General features: G+C 58.8%; 23 protein-coding genes. 8 read left to right on the top strand and 15 right to left on the bottom strand.

Annotated features, from left to right (window positions below):
* Positions 1–14 precede the first annotated feature (14 nt).
* Positions 15–314 (bottom strand): hypothetical protein, encoded by a 300-nt coding sequence (locus tag ACTJK8_RS28890; RefSeq protein WP_440762955.1) that lies wholly within the window; start codon positions 312–314, stop codon positions 15–17.
* A gap of 281 nt (positions 315–595) precedes the next feature.
* Between ACTJK8_RS28890 and ACTJK8_RS28885 the strand changes: the two genes are divergently transcribed.
* The 4 genes from ACTJK8_RS28885 to ACTJK8_RS28870 all read left to right on the top strand — a co-directional run bounded on the left by ACTJK8_RS28885 (position 596) and on the right by ACTJK8_RS28870 (position 3,240).
* Positions 596–1,033, top strand: coding sequence for a hypothetical protein (locus tag ACTJK8_RS28885; protein WP_440762954.1), 438 nt, complete (start codon positions 596–598; stop codon positions 1,031–1,033).
* 38 nt (positions 1,034–1,071) lie between these two features.
* Complete coding sequence (locus ACTJK8_RS28880) at positions 1,072–1,902, top strand: nucleotide-binding protein (RefSeq protein ID WP_440762953.1); 831 nt, start codon at positions 1,072–1,074, stop codon at positions 1,900–1,902.
* A gap of 20 nt (positions 1,903–1,922) precedes the next feature.
* The gene (locus tag ACTJK8_RS28875; protein WP_440762952.1) at positions 1,923–2,726 is read left to right on the top strand and encodes a hypothetical protein; all 804 of its coding nucleotides are present in this window, start codon (positions 1,923–1,925) and stop codon (positions 2,724–2,726) included.
* Between the two features lie 307 nt (positions 2,727–3,033).
* Positions 3,034–3,240: a hypothetical protein gene (locus ACTJK8_RS28870; protein ID WP_440762951.1), complete on the top strand. Its 207-nt coding sequence runs from the start codon at positions 3,034–3,036 to the stop codon at positions 3,238–3,240.
* A 114-nt stretch (positions 3,241–3,354) separates the two neighbouring features.
* On the opposite strand, the gene ACTJK8_RS28865 is transcribed toward ACTJK8_RS28870, so the two are convergent.
* From ACTJK8_RS28865 to ACTJK8_RS28850, 4 genes are all read right to left on the bottom strand, one after another.
* A complete protein-coding gene (locus ACTJK8_RS28865) occupies positions 3,355–6,438 on the bottom strand; it encodes a DEAD/DEAH box helicase (RefSeq protein WP_440762950.1) in 3,084 nt (1,027 codons plus the stop codon).
* A gap of 46 nt (positions 6,439–6,484) precedes the next feature.
* Positions 6,485–7,309 (bottom strand): Hachiman antiphage defense system protein HamA, encoded by an 825-nt coding sequence (locus ACTJK8_RS28860; RefSeq protein WP_440762949.1) that lies wholly within the window; start codon positions 7,307–7,309, stop codon positions 6,485–6,487.
* Positions 7,310–7,333: 24 nt separating this feature from the next.
* Positions 7,334–7,522 carry a toll/interleukin-1 receptor domain-containing protein gene (locus ACTJK8_RS28855; protein ID WP_440762948.1) on the bottom strand — a complete coding sequence of 63 codons (189 nt, stop codon included), beginning with the start codon at positions 7,520–7,522 and terminating at the stop codon, positions 7,334–7,336.
* A gap of 107 nt (positions 7,523–7,629) precedes the next feature.
* Entirely contained in the window at positions 7,630–7,923 is a 294-nt protein-coding gene (locus ACTJK8_RS28850) for a hypothetical protein (protein WP_440762947.1), read from the bottom strand.
* A 94-nt stretch (positions 7,924–8,017) separates the two neighbouring features.
* Between ACTJK8_RS28850 and ACTJK8_RS28845 the strand changes: the two genes are divergently transcribed.
* Positions 8,018–8,461, top strand: coding sequence for a DUF1810 domain-containing protein (locus ACTJK8_RS28845; protein WP_440762946.1), 444 nt, complete (start codon positions 8,018–8,020; stop codon positions 8,459–8,461).
* An 855-nt stretch (positions 8,462–9,316) separates the two neighbouring features.
* Here the strand turns inward: ACTJK8_RS28845 and ACTJK8_RS28840 are convergent.
* The 6 genes from ACTJK8_RS28840 to ACTJK8_RS28815 form a co-directional block, all read right to left on the bottom strand.
* Entirely contained in the window at positions 9,317–10,561 is a 1,245-nt protein-coding gene (locus ACTJK8_RS28840) for a replication initiator protein A (protein WP_440762945.1), read from the bottom strand.
* A gap of 48 nt (positions 10,562–10,609) precedes the next feature.
* Positions 10,610–10,912, bottom strand: coding sequence for a plasmid partition protein ParG (locus tag ACTJK8_RS28835; RefSeq protein WP_440762944.1), 303 nt, complete (start codon positions 10,910–10,912; stop codon positions 10,610–10,612).
* Complete coding sequence (gene parA, locus ACTJK8_RS28830; protein ID WP_440762943.1) at positions 10,909–11,565, bottom strand: ParA family partition ATPase; 657 nt, start codon at positions 11,563–11,565, stop codon at positions 10,909–10,911. The genes ACTJK8_RS28835 and parA overlap by 4 nt, the downstream gene beginning before the upstream one ends.
* A gap of 447 nt (positions 11,566–12,012) precedes the next feature.
* Complete coding sequence (locus ACTJK8_RS28825) at positions 12,013–13,227, bottom strand: YaaC family protein (RefSeq protein WP_440762942.1); 1,215 nt, start codon at positions 13,225–13,227, stop codon at positions 12,013–12,015.
* Positions 13,228–13,267: 40 nt separating this feature from the next.
* Positions 13,268–13,942, bottom strand: coding sequence for a hypothetical protein (locus ACTJK8_RS28820; RefSeq protein WP_440762941.1), 675 nt, complete (start codon positions 13,940–13,942; stop codon positions 13,268–13,270).
* Positions 13,943–14,219: 277 nt separating this feature from the next.
* The gene (locus tag ACTJK8_RS28815) at positions 14,220–14,483 is read right to left on the bottom strand and encodes a DUF1883 domain-containing protein (protein ID WP_440762940.1); all 264 of its coding nucleotides are present in this window, start codon (positions 14,481–14,483) and stop codon (positions 14,220–14,222) included.
* A 430-nt stretch (positions 14,484–14,913) separates the two neighbouring features.
* Between ACTJK8_RS28815 and ACTJK8_RS28810 the strand changes: the two genes are divergently transcribed.
* Together ACTJK8_RS28810 and ACTJK8_RS28805 are read left to right on the top strand one after the other, a co-directional pair.
* On the top strand, positions 14,914–15,330 hold the full coding sequence (locus ACTJK8_RS28810; protein ID WP_440762939.1) for a helix-turn-helix domain-containing protein: 417 nt from the start codon (positions 14,914–14,916) through the stop codon (positions 15,328–15,330).
* Positions 15,331–15,500: 170 nt separating this feature from the next.
* Positions 15,501–16,166 (top strand): papain-like cysteine protease family protein, encoded by a 666-nt coding sequence (locus ACTJK8_RS28805; RefSeq protein ID WP_440762938.1) that lies wholly within the window; start codon positions 15,501–15,503, stop codon positions 16,164–16,166.
* Positions 16,167–16,215: 49 nt separating this feature from the next.
* Here the strand turns inward: ACTJK8_RS28805 and ACTJK8_RS28800 are convergent, their stop codons facing one another.
* From ACTJK8_RS28800 to ACTJK8_RS28785, 4 genes are all read right to left on the bottom strand, one after another.
* Positions 16,216–16,653 (bottom strand): hypothetical protein, encoded by a 438-nt coding sequence (locus ACTJK8_RS28800; protein ID WP_440762937.1) that lies wholly within the window; start codon positions 16,651–16,653, stop codon positions 16,216–16,218.
* 4 nt (positions 16,654–16,657) lie between these two features.
* Entirely contained in the window at positions 16,658–17,236 is a 579-nt protein-coding gene (locus tag ACTJK8_RS28795) for a recombinase family protein (protein WP_440762936.1), read from the bottom strand.
* Positions 17,237–17,549: 313 nt separating this feature from the next.
* Complete coding sequence (locus ACTJK8_RS28790; RefSeq protein WP_043759046.1) at positions 17,550–17,759, bottom strand: hypothetical protein; 210 nt, start codon at positions 17,757–17,759, stop codon at positions 17,550–17,552.
* 374 nt (positions 17,760–18,133) lie between these two features.
* Positions 18,134–18,661, bottom strand: coding sequence for a hypothetical protein (locus ACTJK8_RS28785; protein ID WP_124262970.1), 528 nt, complete (start codon positions 18,659–18,661; stop codon positions 18,134–18,136).
* Between the two features lie 376 nt (positions 18,662–19,037).
* On the opposite strand from ACTJK8_RS28785, the gene tnpA reads away from it, so the two are divergent.
* Positions 19,038–19,454, top strand: a complete 417-nt coding sequence (gene tnpA, locus ACTJK8_RS28780) for an IS66-like element accessory protein TnpA (protein ID WP_070998920.1) — start codon at positions 19,038–19,040, stop codon at positions 19,452–19,454.
* Positions 19,455–19,542 lie beyond the last annotated feature (88 nt).

Here is a 19,542-nt window from a genome sequence, read left to right as displayed (position 1 = left end):
GTACTCGCTCTAGACTAGGCTTGACCCGCATCATCGCTCGCCCTGGCCTCCGCCCGGTACAGGTCGACAATGAAATCGGCGATCACCTGGATCTGGTCGCGCATCGCCGCGGCGCTCGCCTGGGCTGCACGGGCGCTCGCTCCCGCTGCCTCGGCGAGCTCGGTTAGCTGCGCCACCGTCTCGGACGGCCCGAGTGCGGATTTGAGCGCCTCCTCGACGAACAGGTATGGTGCGATCTCGCGTGCCCGGGCCGCCGCCTCAACCGCAGCCCAGAGGGCCTCGTCCAGGGCGACGCGGACGGGACGACGGGCCATGCGGGGGCTCCTGGCATCAGCAATGTTATGAAAAACAGTAGCTTAGCTGCAAGCTTGGTCGTCGGCCAGCACCATCGGTGCGTGATGTGTCTCAAATTCTCTTGGTAAGCCCGCACTTATCCACAGGCATGACGATGCTATCGTTGGCGCAAGCGCGGCCGTAGTATCATGACAGCTCTTAGGGATCACGGACCGAAGCAGTTCGCAGCTCTTTGTAAGCATGCTCGTCTCCGAGGAAGCGAAGGCCCCGGCGGCCGGACCTAATGACAGGTGCGAGGGCAATGACCGAGGCGGCCGAACCCGATCCCCACGACGAGCTGCGCTCCTTCCTGCGCGAGCAGGTCCGGCTCACTCCGAGCCGCAAACCCTCTGGCTACGCGTCGGTCAAGGCCGTGCTCCCGGAGATCAAGGCGCTGAAGGCCAAGCGCCGGACCGACGCCGAGATCCAGGAGATGCTCGCCCGGATGGGGGTCACGCTCGGCCTCGCCACGCTGAGGCAGTACATTCAGAACGCCTCGCGCGAGCTCGCCGGCCACAAGCCAGCGCGACGCCGCGGCAAAGCCGTCGCACACCCACCCGCTACGACCTCACCGGCACCCGCGCAACACCAGTCCACTCTGGTGCACCCGCCGGCAGCGGCTCGCGCGCGGCTGCCGGCGGGTGGGCCCACCTCTGCTGCTCGGACGGTCGGGCATCGGCTGAGCACCAAGGACCTGTAGGGCTCGAGCGCTGGATCGGCAGGTATCGGAAAGACACCATGGCACGGGCACAGCAGACCCGCACGCCGGCCGCTTCGCGGCAGAAGCGCGTCGTCCTGATCACCTCGGAGAAGGGCGGCGTCGGCAAGAGCGTCACCGCCCGCACCCTGGTCGAGCACCTGCGCGCGGGCGGCACCCGCGTCGCCGCCTACGATGCCGACGGCGGCGTCGGCGCACTCCTGCGCGTCCTGGGCAGCCGTGACCCGGATGGCGAGCTCCTGGCGGATCAGGATCCGGCGGTCGGGGTGGCGTACTACAACATCCGCGCCGACGACGAGCGCCCCACCCTGCTCAACTGCGTCGCCTCGGGCGAGCCGCTGATCGTCCACGACCTCGCCGGCGGCAGCCTCGCCGACCTCGCCCGCATCTCCGACATGGGCGAGGGCCTCGACGACCTGCTCGCGGCATTCGCAGGCCAAGGCTACCGCCCCGTCATCCTGCACCTGATCTCCGCCGAGGTCGCCGCCACCCAGTCTGTCGCCCGCTGGCTCGAACTCGCCGGCGACAGGGTCGATCACGTCGCGATCCGCAACACCCGCTGGGGCAAGGCCGAGGCCGATTTCCCGTTCTGGCACGGCTACGTCGACGGACGCGGCGAGAGCCACGGCGGCAAGGTCCGCCGCCGCCTGCTGGAGGAGTTCGGCGGTCTGGAGATCAGCCTACCGGCCCTTCCGAGCGGCACCTTCGCCAAGATCGACGCCGACGCCCTGCCGTTTAGAGTTGCCGCCGACGCGCCGCGCCTGACCATCGCCGAGCGCTCGCACGTGGCGCGCTACCTGCGCGAGTCGGCAGCCGCCTTCGAACCCCTACGCTCGCTCCTCGGCCTCTGAGAGGCGAAGGCCGGCCCGCGATGCGTCCCGACGCCAAGCTCAACTTCGATCGGGCAGCCCAGGCGCTGGGCCTCGATGCGGCAACCCGGGATCTGGCGTGGCGGCGGATGATGGATATCGGCCTCACGCCCGACGATCCCACCGTGGTCTACCTCGCGGTCGGCGGATTGCTGGAGCAGGCCGCCCGAACCATCCCGGCAGCGCTCGATACCGTACCCGAACGTATCGAGCAGGCCGCGGCCCGTGCGGTCGGTCCGGTTGCCGAGGCCGCCAGCGCCCGGGTCGAAGCAGCTCACGCGGCGTTGGCCGAGCGCACCGGTGCGGCGGTTGCCGAGGCTGCGGCGGCGCATCTCACCCGGATCGAGCGGACCCGGATGCGTGAGGTCGGCTTCTGGGCGGCAGCGATCGTCCTAGGCTGCGGGATCCTGTGCGGTGGCGCGGGCTACTGGCTCGGACGCGGGGATACGCAAGGCCTGGATGCGAAGTGGGCCGGCCTGACCCAGCGGGCTGACGCCGGGGCGTGGCTCGCCCTGGTAGCGGCCAATCCCGACCTGCGCGGCCAGATGATCGAGTCCTGTACTCCATCACAGCTCAAGCTGGATGCCGCGTCGAACCGGCGGTACTGCGAGCTCCCGCTCTGGACGGAAGGCACAATCGCACCGGTCGGCGGGGTGCCCGCGGTAATCTACCTGAGCCTGCGCGACTGGCTGATCGGCTGGGGTCCGGCTTGGCTGATGCTCGGAGCCGGACTCGCAGCGCTTCTCGGCCGCCGCCTGCTGCGCGGGGTAGTTGTATGGCGACCGGTAGCGTGGCTGCTGGATTGAGCCTCGGCACGACGAGGGTCGATCGTACGAAATACACGGGGCGCTGTCGCTCGACCGAACTCATATTTCGCGGCCTGACTTGGCGGCGGGTCTAGCTCCTATGCCAAGGACGTGCAGCGCGGGTTCAGCCAAGCGTGTGAGCGAGCCATGAGCCGACGCAGGCGGTGACCAGTTCCACCGCGACGCCAGCAGCACGACAGCAGGCGCTCATGAGATGTACAGAAAACGGTCGTTTTCCGGACACGGCTTAGACAGCACGGAACAGCGACGCGCCTGCACTTCTTCTCTCCAAAGGAAGGGCACACGCGTGCAGGGCATTCTCGATAAGGTGGGCCAGGCGCTGCTGATGGCCGCGGCCATGGCCTGGCAGACCGGCTGGACGCTGGTGCTCGGCTTCACGATCTCGGCGCTGCTGCAATCGGTTGTCTCAACCGACCAGATGAAGAAGGCGCTCGGTCGCAGCGGGCCAAAGGAGCCGGCCCTAGCTTCCTTACCGCCCAGCGTACGGCCCTGAGCCTACCGAAGACTATGAGCGACAGGCATCCGGGCGAACCACCGCTCATTTGCAGCGTTCCTTAAGACCTTTGTCGAGGACCCACCGACAAACAAATGCAGATCAGCCGCAGTCCTACCCAATAATTTCATACAAAACCTTTGTAAAATACGCCGGAAATGGTGCGAGCTCAGTTATTATATCCTCACGTCTTGTTCGTAGAACAGATCGAATGCTTGATTTATTTGAAAGACCGCCCAAATAACCAGCGATTTTTTGAGCGATTACGCGATCAGCAAAACCCATCTCATAGAGCGCAATTTCTGACGGAAGCATAAGACCATAGCGGACGTTTTTTTGAAGCTTACTAAATGCTTTCTGCATATCTTCATCAATCACATCAGATAGATCAGCCAAAGACGCAACAATCATGGCCCCCTCAAATCCAAAGGCATTCTCACATAATGCAACGACATCATCGGCCTTAATCCGTGATGTCCGAACTCTGACATCACGCTTCTTCAGCTCAGAATAAATTGCCGCGAAAGTTTCTCCTTCAATCCACATTCTCAAGGCGGACGCTATGACTTCTGCATCGCTCGCCTCTTTGACTAACCTTGCCGATATATGCCGGATAATGATCTTTTCAGAAAAAGTGGCCAGATCATCTCGAGCAATAGACTCCTGGATCTGGCTAACATTCGCCGCCAGCCAGCTTTCTAATGCTATCACCGAAGCCGGGGGCAAGGGAGATTTCCGAATAAGCGCCTTCCTATCTGCAGAAGTTGCATGTTCATTGATGGCTGAAAACACTCCGACGAAGAGAGCTTTTAATGCTTCGCGTTGCTCATCAGTGGCTAGGTAGTATGCCAGGGTTGATGAAACCAACCGATAAATGTCTTCTATACCTCCAACAGAGTCAGGGCTTTCATGTGCGATCAGATATGCGGCAATGCTCTGGATTACGCGCGCTCTCTCATGTAGAAATACCTCAAAACCTTTTGCATCAATACTCGCATCGCTTTGACGGAAGCCATCGATAATTTCGCGAATATTATCCGTTGAAGCGAAAACAAGAAGCTGGGCAAACTCAGGCGTCAAATTAATCTCAGCTGGTGGATGATCCTGACGATAAGGAACCAGCAAATTAAGGATTGCACTATTGCAGGGCTCAGAATTCGCCGGATCTAGCAGGCTTCGAGCAGAACGCCACCTCCACGGGTTCCTCGATTTTCGCTCGTCAAATACATCTGGTGAGGCAAATATCACGCTTCCTTCAGTATGCATCCCCGCACGCCCAGCCCGGCCTATCAGATTATGAAAATCCCGAACCTTGATCTGCTCCTGCCCCTGATGGACCGTTGTAACAATCAAATATTTTATTGGAAAATTTACGCCCTGCGCTAAAGTGGACGTACAAACAACTACTTTGGCTAAACCGTCCTTCATCGCATGCTCCACTGCAAGCCTCAGACCTTGAGGAATATTGCCGTGATGCTGAAGAATGCCAATTTGAGCGGCGGCTGCAGCTCCTGTATGGTCACCAATGTTACTTCTAATGAGATACGCAATCCTATCGAGTTCTTCGGCATCAGAAGATGCGCGAGGCATTTCTAATGCGACGCCTCTGCTGAATATATCTACTGCACGCTTACATAAACCTGACGCAGAGTCTTTACGTCCGCAAAAAACCGCGCTGCCACCATTCGAGGCAAGCTGGATACTCAGATAGAGACCGATATCTGTGCCCACTTGATCTGGAAAATAGCGAGATTTTCTTTCTTTTTTTCGAAGACGTAAATCCAGTTTTTCAATAACCCTTGGTACGAAAAATTCGCTTTCATTTGGATCCGCCGGACTCACATATTCTAATCTCCCTCGAACGTCCTGCCAGCTTGCAAATGCAATACTTTTTGGTGTTGGGAGTAGTCCTTCGCTGCTGACGACCGCATTCTCATCTTGAACCAACCATCCAGCTATCGCGGGCGCATTACCAATCACAGCAGATATAAAAACGACTTGAGTCTCAGCTTTGAGCTCAATTTTTAACGAAGTAAGCAAGAGCTCGTATGTGGGCCCTCTTGCCATGCCGTCAAATTGATGTCCTTCATCGTAAATTATAAGCCCGATTTGCTTAGCAAACTCAGGTTCACGCCTCAACACATAGAGAAGTTTCTCAGGTGTCGCGATCAGTACCGATTTCCTAGAAAGTAGCGCCTCGATATCAAAATCAATCTCGAAAGTATCAGTGGCTTCGTTAAGTTCCACATTTTCTTCGGCAAATGCTCGGACAAGATCACTGCGAATTTCATGACATAAAGATCTAAATGGAGCTACAATTACAGCAAGGGTCGTCCGGCCAGATAAAAAGCTACTGCGAATGATCAATTCCGTTGCACGCGTCTTTCCAGCACTTGTAGGCATCTGAATTACAGCAGATTGCCCCAATAAAAGTCTAGCATCGCAAATTCTTTGCTGTGCCGGCCAAAGATGGCGAGGAAAGCTAGATTTTGCTAAGGCAGGTTGCCAGAGCTCGAGGCCAAGTCCGGAAGCGGAAGGCAGCCTTCTTCGTGACGAATTTGCCATTCGACGTGAAATGATAGCGATCGCTAAGTCGGCATACAGAAGCTCTTTCGCGTCCCCATGCCTATAAGCCATCCAACGCATTTCAGAACTTATCCGTTGGAGTTCAGTCTCTGACGCCCTTCCATTCAAATATACTCGCAAATTAGACAGAAGGCCGTTCGCTGGATTGCTGTAAACATAATCGTCAGGTACGCCAGAATAGTCATCTAACAAAAGCTTATGGACTAGTAAGCCAAGTATGTTTGCGAGGTTAGGGGAGGTAAGAGCGGATCGGCGTGCAATCACCCGAGCACTTCCAATACTTTCAGCAAGCTCATACGAGCTAGCACATAAGAGCGAAAATTCGGCCGTTAGATCAATGTTTAGTCGGGCAGATAGATAAGAGTCAAAATATATAGCAGCAAATCGAAGACTTTCGCGATTGGTTTCACGTATCGTATTATCGCCTGCATCCCAAGTCGTTGGTGGGAAAACCTGCCGCGCGGATGTTTGATCGACTGGGCCTCGCGCGATAAATGTTGCCGCCATCTCGGCGGCGCCGTCTCCCAGCAGGCCAATCGCGAGGGAAAATAAGATATTTGGGTTCTGAGGTAGCGCTATGTGGTCTTCTAGCGGAACTTTATATTCATACATTTTTGCCTTGGATCGCGTGACGGATAATACGCGTCTAGCATTAGCATCAGGCCTCATTGGCGGCCCTTTCGTACAAGGCGTGCACTAATGTCATGAGTGCTTCGCCACGGATGACTAACAATGTCAGGTCGGCCTGATTTTGATGCAAGCTAGCATCTGAAAGGCCTAGCAATGACGGGTCATAAGTTTCGTTCGATAGTACAGCAGCTGCGCCGTTAATGCGGCGAAATGGGCGATCTGCGTAATTTTGAAAGCGCTGAACATGCCTAGCTTCGTCAATGCGACTTTGTTCTATCAATCGCTGCTTAATGGCGTTAAGCGACATGGCTTCACGCATTGCATCTTTAATAGAGTCATCAATTGCAACTTGAAGCTGATTGGCGGGATCGCCTGTTAACTTGGCCTTGGACTCGAAAATGAAAAGACGATCCTGAAGATGATATCCGGTTTGCGACTGAAACCAGAAACCGATTACGTCACAACCCTTGCTAGACTCATTCCGAGAAAATTTATTGTTATAACGGAGTTCACGCGGACACCAGTAGTTGAGAACATACTGAATGTAGTCTGCGACAAGGATTTCAGCGAAATCTCCCGAGCGGACACTTGGACCAGGTGGGACCGAAATGTCCGGGAATTTCATTTGTATAAGATATTGCGCATTGGTCAATCCGGTGCCATCTACAAGATCCGGTAAAATCTGATCAGCACAATAGTGATTCCGGAAATGAGTCGCCCATGCAGAAAGAATAGCCGCATCGTTTTGATGCTGAAACTCACAGACCACGACTTCCCGGCCGCATGCCGTAGTTATACGGTCACCGGTATCAACGATCCAGGAAGTGTGCGGCGGATTTGTGGGCAATGCCATAAAGCTTTCTTGCTGATATGCTTATCAAGCATCAATCCGGATTGTAAAGGCGCTCAGACCATAGCCAGGCTGCAGATCCCATTTATCAAGGACCACCTCAATATCCTGACTGACCAGCTGCTCGGCGAATTCGATTACCCAAGCCTCGTGGTCGGGATTACTCCAGCTGTAGGAGATAAAAACTTTCGGGGACTTTGGCTCACTGCTAGCCATTTAACTGCTCAAATACTCAGATTGTTAGCGCTCTGCTCGTGCGCTCATCTTAAAGGCAACTCTAGATGGATGCAATGCGAGGAGGGAGAGCCGGCGTGGAGGCTGGCTCAGAGTTCCGGATTGGTGCGGCTGGAGAACCGGTCACGGGCGGTGAACCGGTCAGCCGGCAGCCCGGTGACCGGCTGGCGGTAGATCCGCTCGGCCAGGTAGTCGTGCTCGATCTCGATCTGCGCCTCGTCGAGATCGATGTACCAGGTGCGCCGCGCGGGGCTCCAGCGGTAGCGGCGGGCCTTCAGGAGGTCTTTGAGCTCCTTCGGTGCCCCTTCGGCCCAGAGCCGAACGGTGGGCTTTCTGGCGGTCTCCAGCAAGGCCGACAGCGTCAGCGTGCCGGAGACCTGCATGGCGATGATCGTGAAAGGTTGGGGGCCGCTCTGGCAACAGGGCGGCCTTCGCTCATGATGGGACCTGCCCAGCCCCCTCCCCCATTATACCCGCATGGACGATCCCTTCGACCTTGCCCGGTTCGTCGAGGCCCAGCGCGGCGGCTATGACCAGGCACTGCAGGAGCTGAGGGCGGCCCACAAGCGCAGCCACTGGATGTGGTTCATCTTCCCGCAGATCGCCGGCCTCGGGTTCAGCGCCATGGCGCAACGCTACGCGATCGGGTCGCTTGATGAAGCGCGCGCCTACCTGCAGCACCCGGCGCTGGGCGAGCGCCTGCGGGTCTGCACGGCCGCGGTGAACGCCGTCGCCGGCCGCTCGACGCATGCGATCTTCGGCTCGCCCGGCGACGTGAAATTCCGATCCAGCATGACCCTGTTCGGGCGGGCAGATCCGGCTGAGCCGGCGTTCCAGACGGCGTTGGCGCGGTATTTCGATAGGCAGGAGGATCCGCGCACTCTCGAAAAGCTGGCAGCTCTGGGCGAAACCAGCAAATGAAAAGCGCAAATCTGCTTTTACAGAAATACGATTTTCCGGAGTATCAAACGTCCTAGCGTCCGGCCGCCGCCCATCACGTGGTGGGAAGGCTCGCCCCAGATTCAAGCTGGCGCCCCCGCGGGGATAGTCCAGTCGAACGCTCGGCACTCCCCTCTCCCGTGGGATACGCGGTCGCCCTGCGACCGCACCATCATACCACCGCGCTCTACGCGGTGACAAAGCCTCTCAGGAGGGCTGTGGGCGGTTCTTAGAGGCTCAAGCCGTCACGCTGTCGGTTCTGCCGCCCAGAACGCTTCCTGAGGCCATACAGGCCGATTCTGCCACTCACACACTCGGAGAGCCCATTTTTGGTCGCCGTCAGGCGACCACCATCTGGAATCGAGCCGCCTCTGGCGGCTTCCGTGCTGGGTGGGGGAGCGGGTTTCCGCAAAGCGGAAAGGGGCGGGGTTTCCTGTCAAAATTGGCGACCGGAGATTCTGACAAAAATGATTCGAGCAAGATGGCTGCGCCGGATAGGTTAAGCGCGCAAGCGTCTTGTTATCCACCGGCTCAGTGTTTTAGATTGTTTTCTAGGTTTTAATAAGTTTTAGGATTTTTGCGCTCGCGTCACTGACAAAAATCTATGTTCTTTTACAGCGGCTTAGCGGTTAACGGGATTGGCGATGTACGGCACTCAGATTGGTGATGTACGGCTTGTCATTGGTGATGTACGGGATGTCATTGGCGAAGTACGGTTTTTGATTGGTGAAGTACGGTCCTGACAAAAGTTTTCCACAGGCTGGGCGGTGCTTTCCACGCCGCAGCGGGGCCATTGGCGAAGTACGGTTTTGACAAAAACGCCTGACAAAAACGGCTTCAGGCGAGTGGAAGCTCGGGGGCGCCGGCACCACTGCCTAAAGGAACATCAGCCGCGTCAGGCTTGCGCTCACGCATGACGAGGATCTCTTCGCGTTTGCCCTCGACGATCTCCAGCTCGTAATCCGGGAACGGGAACACCCGGGTGCTACTGACGAACTGGCGCACCTGAAAGGCGAACTGCGGCAGCCCTTGGAGCGAGCCGCTGCGCTTGTGCAGCTCCCTCAACCCATACCGGGCGATGCCGGTCTTGCCGGCGGCGCGACGGGCCAGCCGGTAGATGAACCGGCCAATCCCCTGCGTGATCAGGAAATACTCCGGATTGAGTGTCAGGATCTGCGGGTTGCCCTTCTCCCGGACTACGCCGTTGTAGACCCAGTCCGGGATGCCGATTTCGACCTGGTCGATGTTGCCCGTGGTGGTCTTGCTGATCACCTTGAACGTCTGGATCAGCGGCATCGCCACAACCTCGCGCCGGCTGCCGCCGGTCAGGTTCAGGATCTTGATGCGGGTGCCCTGCAGGCGGTCGAGGGCGGACTCCAGGTCCTTGTACTGCTTGCCGCCGGAGCTGCGCCGGCAGAACTTCAGGATGTGTGACGAGCTCGGCCGGTAGACACGAGCCGGCGCATCGGTGCGCAGCCCCTTGTCCAGGTTGAGGCGGTAGCGGCGCGCCTCCTCGGCCAGGCTGGTGACCATATGCAGGAAGATGTCGTAGTCGAACACCGTGGCGAGGCCGGCTGAGGCGCTGCCGTCGATTGTGATAATGCAGTCCTTCAGCTCGTAGCGGATCTCCCCTCCCCGCTTGGCCTTGCCAAGGGAGAACGGTGCCACGTCCATCAGGTTGACGTCGTCCTTAAGGGGCGCGTCGTAGATGCTGGGCACGAAGAACGAGAGCTGGCTGTCGTCCTTCGGAGCCTCCCGGAGCACCGGCGCCGGCAGCTCGGCGGTCAGCGCGCCAACGATGTCGGGCCGCCGCTCATTGAGTTTGACGGCCTCGCCCAGATCCCTGAGTGCCTGCTCCAGCGCGTTGGCCGGCTCCGGTGCGATCTTGAGGTCTGCGATGCTGCGTCGGCTGTAAAAGCGGCGCAGACGGCTCAGGGCATCCTTGCTGAGCTCCAGCGTCTCACGCCCGGTCCGGGCGCAGAACGTGTCCGCCAGCTCCTGCAGGTAGGCGTTCTTCTCATGCAGCCCCAGCGCCCCGAACTGGTCGAGGGGCATCAGGTCGAGGCGGACGGGCTCGCTCACGTCAGGAATTCCGGAATGTCGTAAAAGCGGATTTCTGCATCAACGCATTTACGACGCCGGGAACTCGCGTTCGAGCAGGTCGCGCATCATGTCGGCCATCTTCTGACCGCGGGCAGCGCACTGCATTTTCACGCGGCGGTGCAGGCTTTCCGGCACGTCGATGGTGAAGCGGGACATCTTTTCCTTGGCAGCCTCGACCGGAGCAGCCTCAACGGACTTGAGGCTGGTCACGTTACCTCTCTCCCGGTCTGTCGCCGGCTCGGCGCCGCGGTTAGCGATCCAGGCATCGGCGCCCGAGGCCAGCTTCGATGTAGGCACCTTGATCGATACCGATTTGCCAGCCTTGCTCATGCAGCCTTCCTTTCCTTCTTGGTCTTGGTTTTGGTCTGAACGAGCTCGGCAGCCAGCTGGGCCATCTCGATCGCGGCCTCGCTCTTGGGATCCGTTTCAATCACCGCCTTCCCCTGGGCCGCGCTCTCCGCGTAGATCACCCGCTGGCAGAGCGCGTAGGGCAGGACCGGAAAGTCGAACTGCTCCAGCGCGGTAGCCACATCCCGACCGATGGCCGTATTTACGATTTTGCGGTTAATCACAAAAGCGGCTTTGATGTTCTCCTTAAACTGCTGTGCCTCACGGATCAGCTGCACCGTATCGGCGGAGGCCCACACGTCGTAGGGTGACGGCTGGACGGGGATCAGCACCACGTCGCTGGCCAGGATCGCGGCGCGGCCAAGATCGTTCACCCGCGGCGCGCCGTCGATGATCACCACGTCGTAGTCGGCCGCCAGCTCGGGCAGGTCCTTATGCAAGGTCGGCTTGGCCATGCTGATGACCGGGAACAGCGGGTCGGCTTCACGGGCAGACGACCAGGCCATGGAGCTCCCCTGCGGATCGGCGTCGACCAGCAGCACCCGATTGCCGGCTTTGGCGACCACGGCAGCAAGGTTGGTAGCGATGGTCGTTTTACCGACCCCTCCCTTCTGGTTGAGCACCCCGATGATCATACGGTCGCCTTTCTGGATTTGCGTGTCGTCGGATTTACGATTTTCCGCAAACCCGCCTCTGTGGGTTTACGATTTCACACAAGCACGACGCTGCCAACGCTTCGTTAACGCTCTCTGCCAGCCCTGTGACCAGCAGGTCACATTTCTGCAAGGCCACAAACCTGCAAAATCGTATTTCTGGAATTAAAATCCGTAACGAAGACACCACCCTCAAGGCGGCGCAGGAAGCGGTTCTATGATCGCGGGCGGGCCGCAGAAGGAAGGTCCACATGGGTTGTCGGCGGCCGTACCCGTGGGGCCAGGTTCCGCAGCGGCATCGACCGGGGATAAGCCGGGGCCACCTCTCTCTGATTTCTCATGGTTGGTAACGCGAGCGTCACCTGACAGGACTGGATCGCAAAGTCGTATTTCCAGAAATGTGCGCTTTGTTGCCTTGACGGCTTGTCGTCAGATGGGCGCGAGCATCGATCCGGCGGTGGTCGCCGTAACGTGCTGACCTGAGATCGCCTGCAGCGCCAGCTCCGGGATCACGCGATCAACCACCTGGTTGTAGGCCTCGATCAGGGCGCGGTACTGATCGAGCGCGCCCTCGATGATCTCCCGCCAGACAGCCGGCCGATAGCGGGCCAGGATGCTCAGCTCGTACAGCATCATCAGGTTGAGCGAGAACGGATCGTCCACATGCCCAAGCAGCGGCTTGATCCAGGACGAGCCACACATGGCCGACTTGTAGCTCTTGATATGGCTCCACCAGAGCTGACCGGCCGGGTGGGCCAGCTTCCCCTCCCATGCGGTATGGTCTGCGAACGTGCGCAGCACGTGATCGGTGAGGGGAGGGCCGTTCTCCTGGATGAAGCCCTGATCGAGATGCGCCACGCCCGTGAGGGCCAACCAGGTGTAGTCGCGGGAACGCGGGGGACCGGAGAAAAAGCGCCCGCTTGCCGATCTATCAGCGGCATCCTCCTCCCCATTGTAGAAGGCGCGGGCGATGCCAAAGGACAGCGCCGGCCGGTCGGTGACATACTCGAAGGTGCTCTTCAGCTCGGGGATCCGGGCCAGGATGTCGACGACGGAGATCAGGCGACCGGCACGGTCGGGATCCAGCCCAGCCACATCGCGAACCGGGGCTCCGGCAATTTTGACCGCGTTCAAGTCGGCGCGGCTCAGCCCCTGCGCCTTCAGGAACTCGGGAAAGAAGCCGCTTTCACGCACGTAGACGAACTCATTGTCCGGGAAGGCGCGGTGCTCGTCGGCGATGTTGCCGAGGCCATGGCCGGACTTGGTGATGCTCTCCAGCTTCTCCAGATCGAAGTCATTGCTCGCATTGGCGACGAGGATCGCGCTCGCCAGCCACATGCAGCCATAATAGTTGGCAACGACCCGCGGGGTGACCGTGCTCTGGCCGCCGCGCAGGTACTCACGGGCGTTCCGCAGGCAGTAGGCGAGGGAGGCCGCCTTACGCTGGATCTTTGCATCATTGGGCGCATCCCTGAGCCCTTCCGCCTTGGCCCGCACAAGCTTGGCGGCAAGAGCCTGGCTTTCCCAAAGGGAAAGCTGGGTCCAGATCCCCTCAATCGGCAGATCGGCAACGATGAGGGTCCGACGCTTGGCGTTGCCTCCAGCAGCGCCGTCGGCCTCCGGCAATTCAGACGTTCCAGCCATGGGTCACCGTCGTATTTACGATTATCCGGATTTCCAGAAATCAGGTTGGTAGGTACGGGATGACTGCAGGCTCGACGCGCAGATGGCCAGCAGCGTTGGGTACCAGCACCGGCACAGCGGGATAGAGCGCACCCCACGTCGAGGTCTGCGCGATCCACGCAGCCGCGGTCGGCGATAGCCAGCCGGTGAGGGTGGTGAGATTGCCGTAGCGTTGGGCCAGCGGCTGCGCGAGGATTGGTTCGTAGTGGGCGACCCGATTGCGCAGGTGCCGGAGGTCGCGCAGCTGGCCAGCGATCAAGCCGCGCTGGATGCCCTTGACCTTGAAGATGGGCCGAAGATGCTGCCACAGGTGCGTGGCGTCGTGACCGAACAGGGAGCTCCAGAACCCGAACGTCAGCTCGGCGACCATCTGTCCGTGATTGGCTGGCTTTCGCTCACGCAGCAGTGTGGCACGCGCTTTGATCACGCACTCCCGCTGATAACGGCCGGGCAGGGCGGTCGCGTCATCGACCCAGTTTGGCCCGTAGACCGTTGTCAGCTGCGCGTCGGCCCGATTGCGCAGAGCCACCTCCAGCATATGCAGCGGCCCATAGAGCGCGGCGGAAAGCTGGACGTTGAAGGTGTAGAGCCGGAGCGCCAAAGCGTCGTCACCGTTGGCCCAGGCCCGATAGGTGGCGAAGCGGTCGGTGGAAAGGACGTCAGCGAAGGTGGGCACGCACAGCGGATTTCACTTGAATTTTTCGAACAGTTGCTCCATCTTCTAACACGTATCCCCCGGTTGGTCCCTGCCTAGCATACCGCCGGGGCAAGCTTTTTCTGGACCGTTTTCCCGCAAGGCCGCTTTGAGCAATACGCTCGGCGGCCTTTTTCGTTGCGCCGGCAATAGCAGCTGCACCTTCTATTTTAAAAATAAAAAACCGCTCCGATGAAGGAGCGGCCCAAGTCTATGGAGTAGCTCGTAACACGGTATCGAGTAAAAATGAGCTGTACGATCACTCAATCACGCGAACGCTGGAACGGATAGATCCTCCGCGCCCAGCCAAATCGATCGTGACGTGCCAATGACCGGAACCGGGTACTGCCACCCTAAACGGCGAACGCGTGACATAGCCACCATAATAGGTGTGACCGCGACTATTCCGGTAATTGCCGAAATCAATGCTGTCCATGAGCTTGACGTTGGCCACTGTGTCGAGATCGACCTCAACAACCTCGCCACTGCTCAGGTAACCCAGGTCTTTGTGTAGGAACTGCATAATGTTCTCCTAGGAATTTTTCTCAGAAGTGTTAGGGCTGCGACGACCATGGGCAGTCGTCACATAACGGCCGGAGATTGCGCTTCGGTAGTGATCACCACTAGAGCCCTTGGAACCAGGCGCCTCGTTGACGGTTGTGTGCGGACTTGCTCTACCATGCTTGGCAGTAACGTAGCGGCCGCTGATTACACTGCGGTATCCGCCCCCAGTCTTACCTTTACTCATGATATACTCCGTAAGCGCGAAGATCGCGTGCCACCAATTTAAGATGGCAATGGCTGCATCGTCAGCCACCTGATCACTCGTTTCGCGACACCGATGTCGTAGGTCGTTCTCCGGTAGCTGACTAAAGACCTAGCGCGACCGTTGAACCGGCGTTACAATTCCATGCCCCTCGTAGGGCCCGTGAGATGCATCCGCTGGTGAGAATATGACTCCAGGGGCCGCCACACATATTAGTTTTTCGGACTTGAGGAGTCGTTGGGGCGGCGCGGTCGATCCTGGGCTGCTCATCGTTCCAAATGTTTTACTTAAATACCAGGAACGCCTTTATTTGGAAACTTTAGAAGTCGTTCTTATTTTGAACATTGTTGATTACTGGGATGAAGATAATGGCCTGCCATTTCCACGTCTATCAGCCTTGGCTAAGCGTGTTCGCAAGTCAAAACGAACCGTCGAGCGCTCGATTGTGCGCTTGTCTGAGCTTGGGTATTTATTACATCTTCCGTCAGAACAACTACGTGGTCAGACAATCCGACGGTTTGACTTGTCGGGGCTCGTTGCAAAGCTGCAGGAGCTATCTCAGCAGGAGCCGCGTCTCAGATTGCAAACTCGGCTGAGGGCTTAGCGGCACTCAATCTGGGTTAGAACATGACTGGATCGTTTGTGGACAATAACAGGCTCAAGACGGGCATTTCGCGACATGGGTGTCGCAAAGCCCGATGCAAGCTGATTTGATGGTCCAGGCGAGTCCAGCAGCAGGGACTGAGCTCCCTAGAGCTCAGTCGGGGAAACACCATGATGCTTCATCGACGGCAGCTCATCGGCGCTGCAGCATCCACCTTAGTTTCCTTAAAATCTCGATCGGCGTCCGCACTGCAAACATGCTCATCGGCGGGTCTTCCTCCGGGAGGGTGCTCAGCATTGATTGATCCGACAAGGTTCAACGGAGTTCCAAGCCAACAAGAGCAGAGTCAATGGTGCTGGGCTGCATGCATCTCGATGATCTGCCGCTGGTATGGGTACCACATGGCGCAGAGTCGGATTGTCAATGAAATGTATGGCGGCGTGGTGAATATGCCTGCGGCCGACGAGCTATTGACATCCGCCCTCAATCACGATTGGACGGCAGATGACGGCAGAAAGTTCAAAATATCCGCAGATACTTTCAGTCCATCGCTCGGAACAGCAAGCGTTTCAAATGAACGCGTGATCGAGGATCTAACCCATGACAGACCGCTGCTGAATGGTTCTCGCACGCATGCTACTGTCGTTGCCCGTGTGGATTACCTTAGTCGGCCTGGACAGCCACCTCAGGTAATGCGTGTTCACGTGATAGATCCTTGGCCAGGCGCAGCGCCGGGACCCCAAATGGCTCGCTTTCTAGAAAACGACGAGATGACGCCTCTGCAATCGGGCGGATCGTTGCGTTATTTAGCAAGCATCAAGATTTCACCCACCTAAGCTAGCCTAAGTCCAAAGATTTTTTTCGGTACCAATCCCCTAGGATGACTCAATAGCGAAGAGGATAAGGTCCGAGGAACAGGTCACCGATTGCCTTGCGCACCCGGTAGGTGAGCCAGCGCTGACGCCGGTGCTCGTCGCGGTCATGCAGGATGTGGCAGCGCTGGCAGAGCGCCTTGAGGTTCACAGGTTCGTTGTTGCCCGGATCGTGGTCCAGATGGGCACACGCCAGATACACCCGGGTGGTATAGCGGGTGCCGGCCGGCAGCACTTCCGGCGCCGGCAGCTTCAGCTTGCGGCCCTTACCGTTGCGCCAGGCCTGCGCCGCCTTATCCCACCAGCGACCGTCGCCGAGATGGCAGACCAGCTGGCCATGCGGCCGGCCGCAGCCCTCGCAGCAGCCCTTAGCACGCTCGAAGCGGATCACTTGCGAGAGCTGCACCCAGTCGATTGGGTAGAAGAAGCGGTTTTCCGGGCGGATTGGCATGGGCTTAGGCCTTGGCCTGGCTGCGCGTCCGCGCCTGCGGGAAGTAGGTGTAAAACGTCATGCGGCTGACCCCGAGGCGCTTGGCGATCTCGGCAATCGAGATATTGCCGGCGGCGAGCAAGGCACGCCCCACCTCCAGATCTCCTTCGGACAGCGCCTTGCGCCGGCCGCCCTTGCGGCCACGGGCGACGGCGGCCTTGAGGCCCTCCATCGTCCGCTCGCGATTAAGGTCAAGAAAATACTCGGCCATAGCGCCGTGCATCTGCAGGGCGAACCGGCCGTGGGCGGTCGCGCTGTCGAACTGCTCGGTCAGGCTGCGGAAGTGGATCTCCTTCTGGCGCAGCCCGTCGATCGTACGCATCATCTCGACGAGGGAGCGGCCAAGGCGGTCGAGCTTCCAGACCACCAGCTGATCGGTCGGGCGCAGATAGGCGAGGGCGGCCTCGAACTCCGGCCGCTTGGTGCCGGCCTTGCCGCTCCTTTTCTCCTCGAAGATCTTTTCGCAGCCGGCCTTCAGCAGAGCATCGCGCTGCAGGTCCAGGTTCTGGTCGAGGGTGGACACGCGCGCGTAGCCGACAAGCATGTCAGGATAGTCCCACACGGACGTTTTTCTGACAATAGTTTTCCTGACATATTTTCCTTACACAAACGGAGCAGTTTCGGGGTGCCGGAGGGGGGCCTAGCTCGCGTGTAAGGAAAACGATCGATTTCCGGACATATGGCACGATAGGACCAATGTCCGAGAAGGGTGGTTTCCCGTCGGTCCGCTTCCGGCTGACGGATGTGTAGAAGCGGACAGAGCCGGGGTGACCGCGCAAGCTAGTTAGACTGGCGCGGTCGTAGGGACGTGAAGGGCCGGTCGAACTATCCGGCCGAAATTCGGCATACTTTCCGACTTATGTGCGCTTGCTCATGTTACCGCCGCCCATCCCGTCACAGCAGCAGCCACTCTTCTTACCCTTCAAGCTGCCATGCGCCATGGCCATGCTCCCTTTGCCGCACATCATGGCGCCCTTGCCTTTCCCGCCGCCACAGCAGGTCATGGCGAGCGCCGGGGCCGCACTGAGCAACAACATGGCTGCTGCCCCTGCGATCAGCGTCTTCATAGGTGGATGTCCTCTTCAAGCTACACCCTAGCTGTAAACGTTCCCACCGTGGGAGGGTCAATACGCATCGGCCGCTGCGTTCAAGGCATTTCCGTATCTCCGCTTCTCGGTCAGAAAGGTCGCCTCCCACACCGGGCCGAGTTTGTCCGACGGTCGGTAAATGGCCGTTAGGCGGACAGCCCGGCGATGGCTCGGACAGCCGGACTGGGTGGGTTGCAGATGGTCCGCTTTCAGACGACGAACGGCCCGGAGCGGACCTATTTGAGAGGACGGTCGCCGTCTCTTTTCAGAAGCCCGAAACGGCGGCGTTTAGGCTGCACATTGAGGAATTGCCCCACAATCGATACTTAATCTCAGATGTGCGCAAGAGCGCTCTAACGATCATTGCCGCTTGCCACGATTAGACCAAGGCTTGGTATTACATATAGGTTTCTTGCGCCGACACCATCGAGATAGTAGCTGCCTGTCCTTTTGACCGCATCCTCTATTCCTTTTGGCCAAAAAAGGGCATTTTCAGCACCGCAGTACAAGTTAGGTATAGCCCCTTCCGAGTACCAAGCCCTTGGAACTGGCGTGGGCTTCCATTCGCCTCTATAATAATTTGTCTCCGCTGCATTTGCGGGATCGCGTATATCGGAGAAAAATTTGAGACCCTGTTCTTCAATCTGCATTATTGTATCGTCGCGCAGTCCTATTGCATAAGCGCCCTGGTAGCTAAGGAAGCGATTGCAGGCTCCTTCTACGAAATACCAAGTCTGGTGAAACTTTTTAGGAATAGATCGTCTTAGATAAAGCTCTTTTTGTATGGTAGAGCAGCCGATTGGCAGGGTAATTATAAGCGCCATGCCCAACATGGCTGCGCGAAGCGATAGCATGAACTTGCCTACAGCAAAAGCGTTCAAGTCGGCAAACGAAACCTAGCCGAATTTGAACGGCACTCGCTACAGGGGTAAATTCACGGCTGCTTACTGGGAACGTCGTTGGCCTTTCGAACGGCCGGGCTGGGTCGAAGGCGGAACCGCCGTTCCAGCGCCGTTTCGATATCGTCCTCTTCTTCGTGGATCGTACCCTAGGAGGGGACGACGATAGGACACCGAAATAAGCCATGTCTGCGACTATCGCTCACCAAATCGAACGCGAGGACGGTAGAGTCCGCTTGACGGTCCATCGTCGTGAGGTTGGCTTCTTCGTACGCGTCCGGTGAAGGCCGCCCCCGGAGGCATCGCGCGCTCGGCTGAAGCCTGACCTTAATGCTGGCGTTAAGGTCGGCGGGTCAGGATGATGCGGGTCGAGGTACTGGAGGGGATCGAACGACGGCGGCGTTGGTCGTTCGAGGACAAGGCGCGGATCGTCGAAGCCTCGTACGAGGCCGGCGTGTCGGTGTGTTCGGTGGCCCGCCGGAACGGGATCGCTCAGGGCCTGCTGTTCACGTGGCGACGCCAGGCTCGGCAAGGCCGTCTGGGCGGGGACGGGCAGGCTCCGGTGTTCGTCCCCGTGGCCATCACTCCGGAGCCGTCGTCGGCGGTTTTGGCGCCGCGGTCGGATGATCCGGGTGCTGCGGCCCAGCCCCGTCGCGCACGGCGCAAGACCGGTGTCATCGAGATCGATCTCGGCGGCGGCCGTCGTCTCAAGGTCGACCGGGATGTCGATGCCGCGGCGCTGCGCCGGGTGCTCGATGCCCTGGAGGGCCGATGATCCCGCTGCCGGCCAATGTCCGGGTCTGGCTGGCCACCGGCCACACCGACATGCGCAAGGGCTTTTCCAGTCTCGGCCTGATCGTCCA

Origin of the sequence: Methylobacterium sp. 22177, from assembly GCF_052045615.1 — a bacterium.
Taxonomy (GTDB): domain Bacteria; phylum Pseudomonadota; class Alphaproteobacteria; order Rhizobiales; family Beijerinckiaceae; genus Methylobacterium; species Methylobacterium radiotolerans.
This window is presented reverse-complemented; position numbering and strand designations above follow the sequence as displayed.

Coding starts and splice junctions, on each gene's coding strand:
- ACTJK8_RS28890 (WP_440762955.1), bottom strand. CDS start 314: ATGGCCCGTCGTCCCGTCCGCGTCGCCCTGGACGAGGCCCTCTGGGCT.
- ACTJK8_RS28885 (WP_440762954.1), top strand. CDS start 596: ATGACCGAGGCGGCCGAACCCGATCCCCACGACGAGCTGCGCTCCTTC.
- ACTJK8_RS28880 (WP_440762953.1), top strand. CDS start 1,072: ATGGCACGGGCACAGCAGACCCGCACGCCGGCCGCTTCGCGGCAGAAG.
- ACTJK8_RS28875 (WP_440762952.1), top strand. CDS start 1,923: ATGCGTCCCGACGCCAAGCTCAACTTCGATCGGGCAGCCCAGGCGCTG.
- ACTJK8_RS28865 (WP_440762950.1), bottom strand. CDS start 6,438: ATGTATGAATATAAAGTTCCGCTAGAAGACCACATAGCGCTACCTCAG.
- ACTJK8_RS28860 (WP_440762949.1), bottom strand. CDS start 7,309: ATGGCATTGCCCACAAATCCGCCGCACACTTCCTGGATCGTTGATACC.
- ACTJK8_RS28855 (WP_440762948.1), bottom strand. CDS start 7,522: ATGGCTAGCAGTGAGCCAAAGTCCCCGAAAGTTTTTATCTCCTACAGC.
- ACTJK8_RS28850 (WP_440762947.1), bottom strand. CDS start 7,923: ATGCAGGTCTCCGGCACGCTGACGCTGTCGGCCTTGCTGGAGACCGCC.
- ACTJK8_RS28845 (WP_440762946.1), top strand. CDS start 8,018: ATGGACGATCCCTTCGACCTTGCCCGGTTCGTCGAGGCCCAGCGCGGC.
- ACTJK8_RS28835 (WP_440762944.1), bottom strand. CDS start 10,912: ATGAGCAAGGCTGGCAAATCGGTATCGATCAAGGTGCCTACATCGAAG.
- parA (WP_440762943.1), bottom strand. CDS start 11,565: ATGATCATCGGGGTGCTCAACCAGAAGGGAGGGGTCGGTAAAACGACC.
- ACTJK8_RS28825 (WP_440762942.1), bottom strand. CDS start 13,227: ATGGCTGGAACGTCTGAATTGCCGGAGGCCGACGGCGCTGCTGGAGGC.
- ACTJK8_RS28815 (WP_440762940.1), bottom strand. CDS start 14,483: ATGCAGTTCCTACACAAAGACCTGGGTTACCTGAGCAGTGGCGAGGTT.
- ACTJK8_RS28810 (WP_440762939.1), top strand. CDS start 14,914: ATGACTCCAGGGGCCGCCACACATATTAGTTTTTCGGACTTGAGGAGT.
- ACTJK8_RS28805 (WP_440762938.1), top strand. CDS start 15,501: ATGATGCTTCATCGACGGCAGCTCATCGGCGCTGCAGCATCCACCTTA.
- ACTJK8_RS28800 (WP_440762937.1), bottom strand. CDS start 16,653: ATGCCAATCCGCCCGGAAAACCGCTTCTTCTACCCAATCGACTGGGTG.
- ACTJK8_RS28795 (WP_440762936.1), bottom strand. CDS start 17,236: ATGCTTGTCGGCTACGCGCGCGTGTCCACCCTCGACCAGAACCTGGAC.
- ACTJK8_RS28790 (WP_043759046.1), bottom strand. CDS start 17,759: ATGAAGACGCTGATCGCAGGGGCAGCAGCCATGTTGTTGCTCAGTGCG.
- tnpA (WP_070998920.1), top strand. CDS start 19,038: ATGATGCGGGTCGAGGTACTGGAGGGGATCGAACGACGGCGGCGTTGG.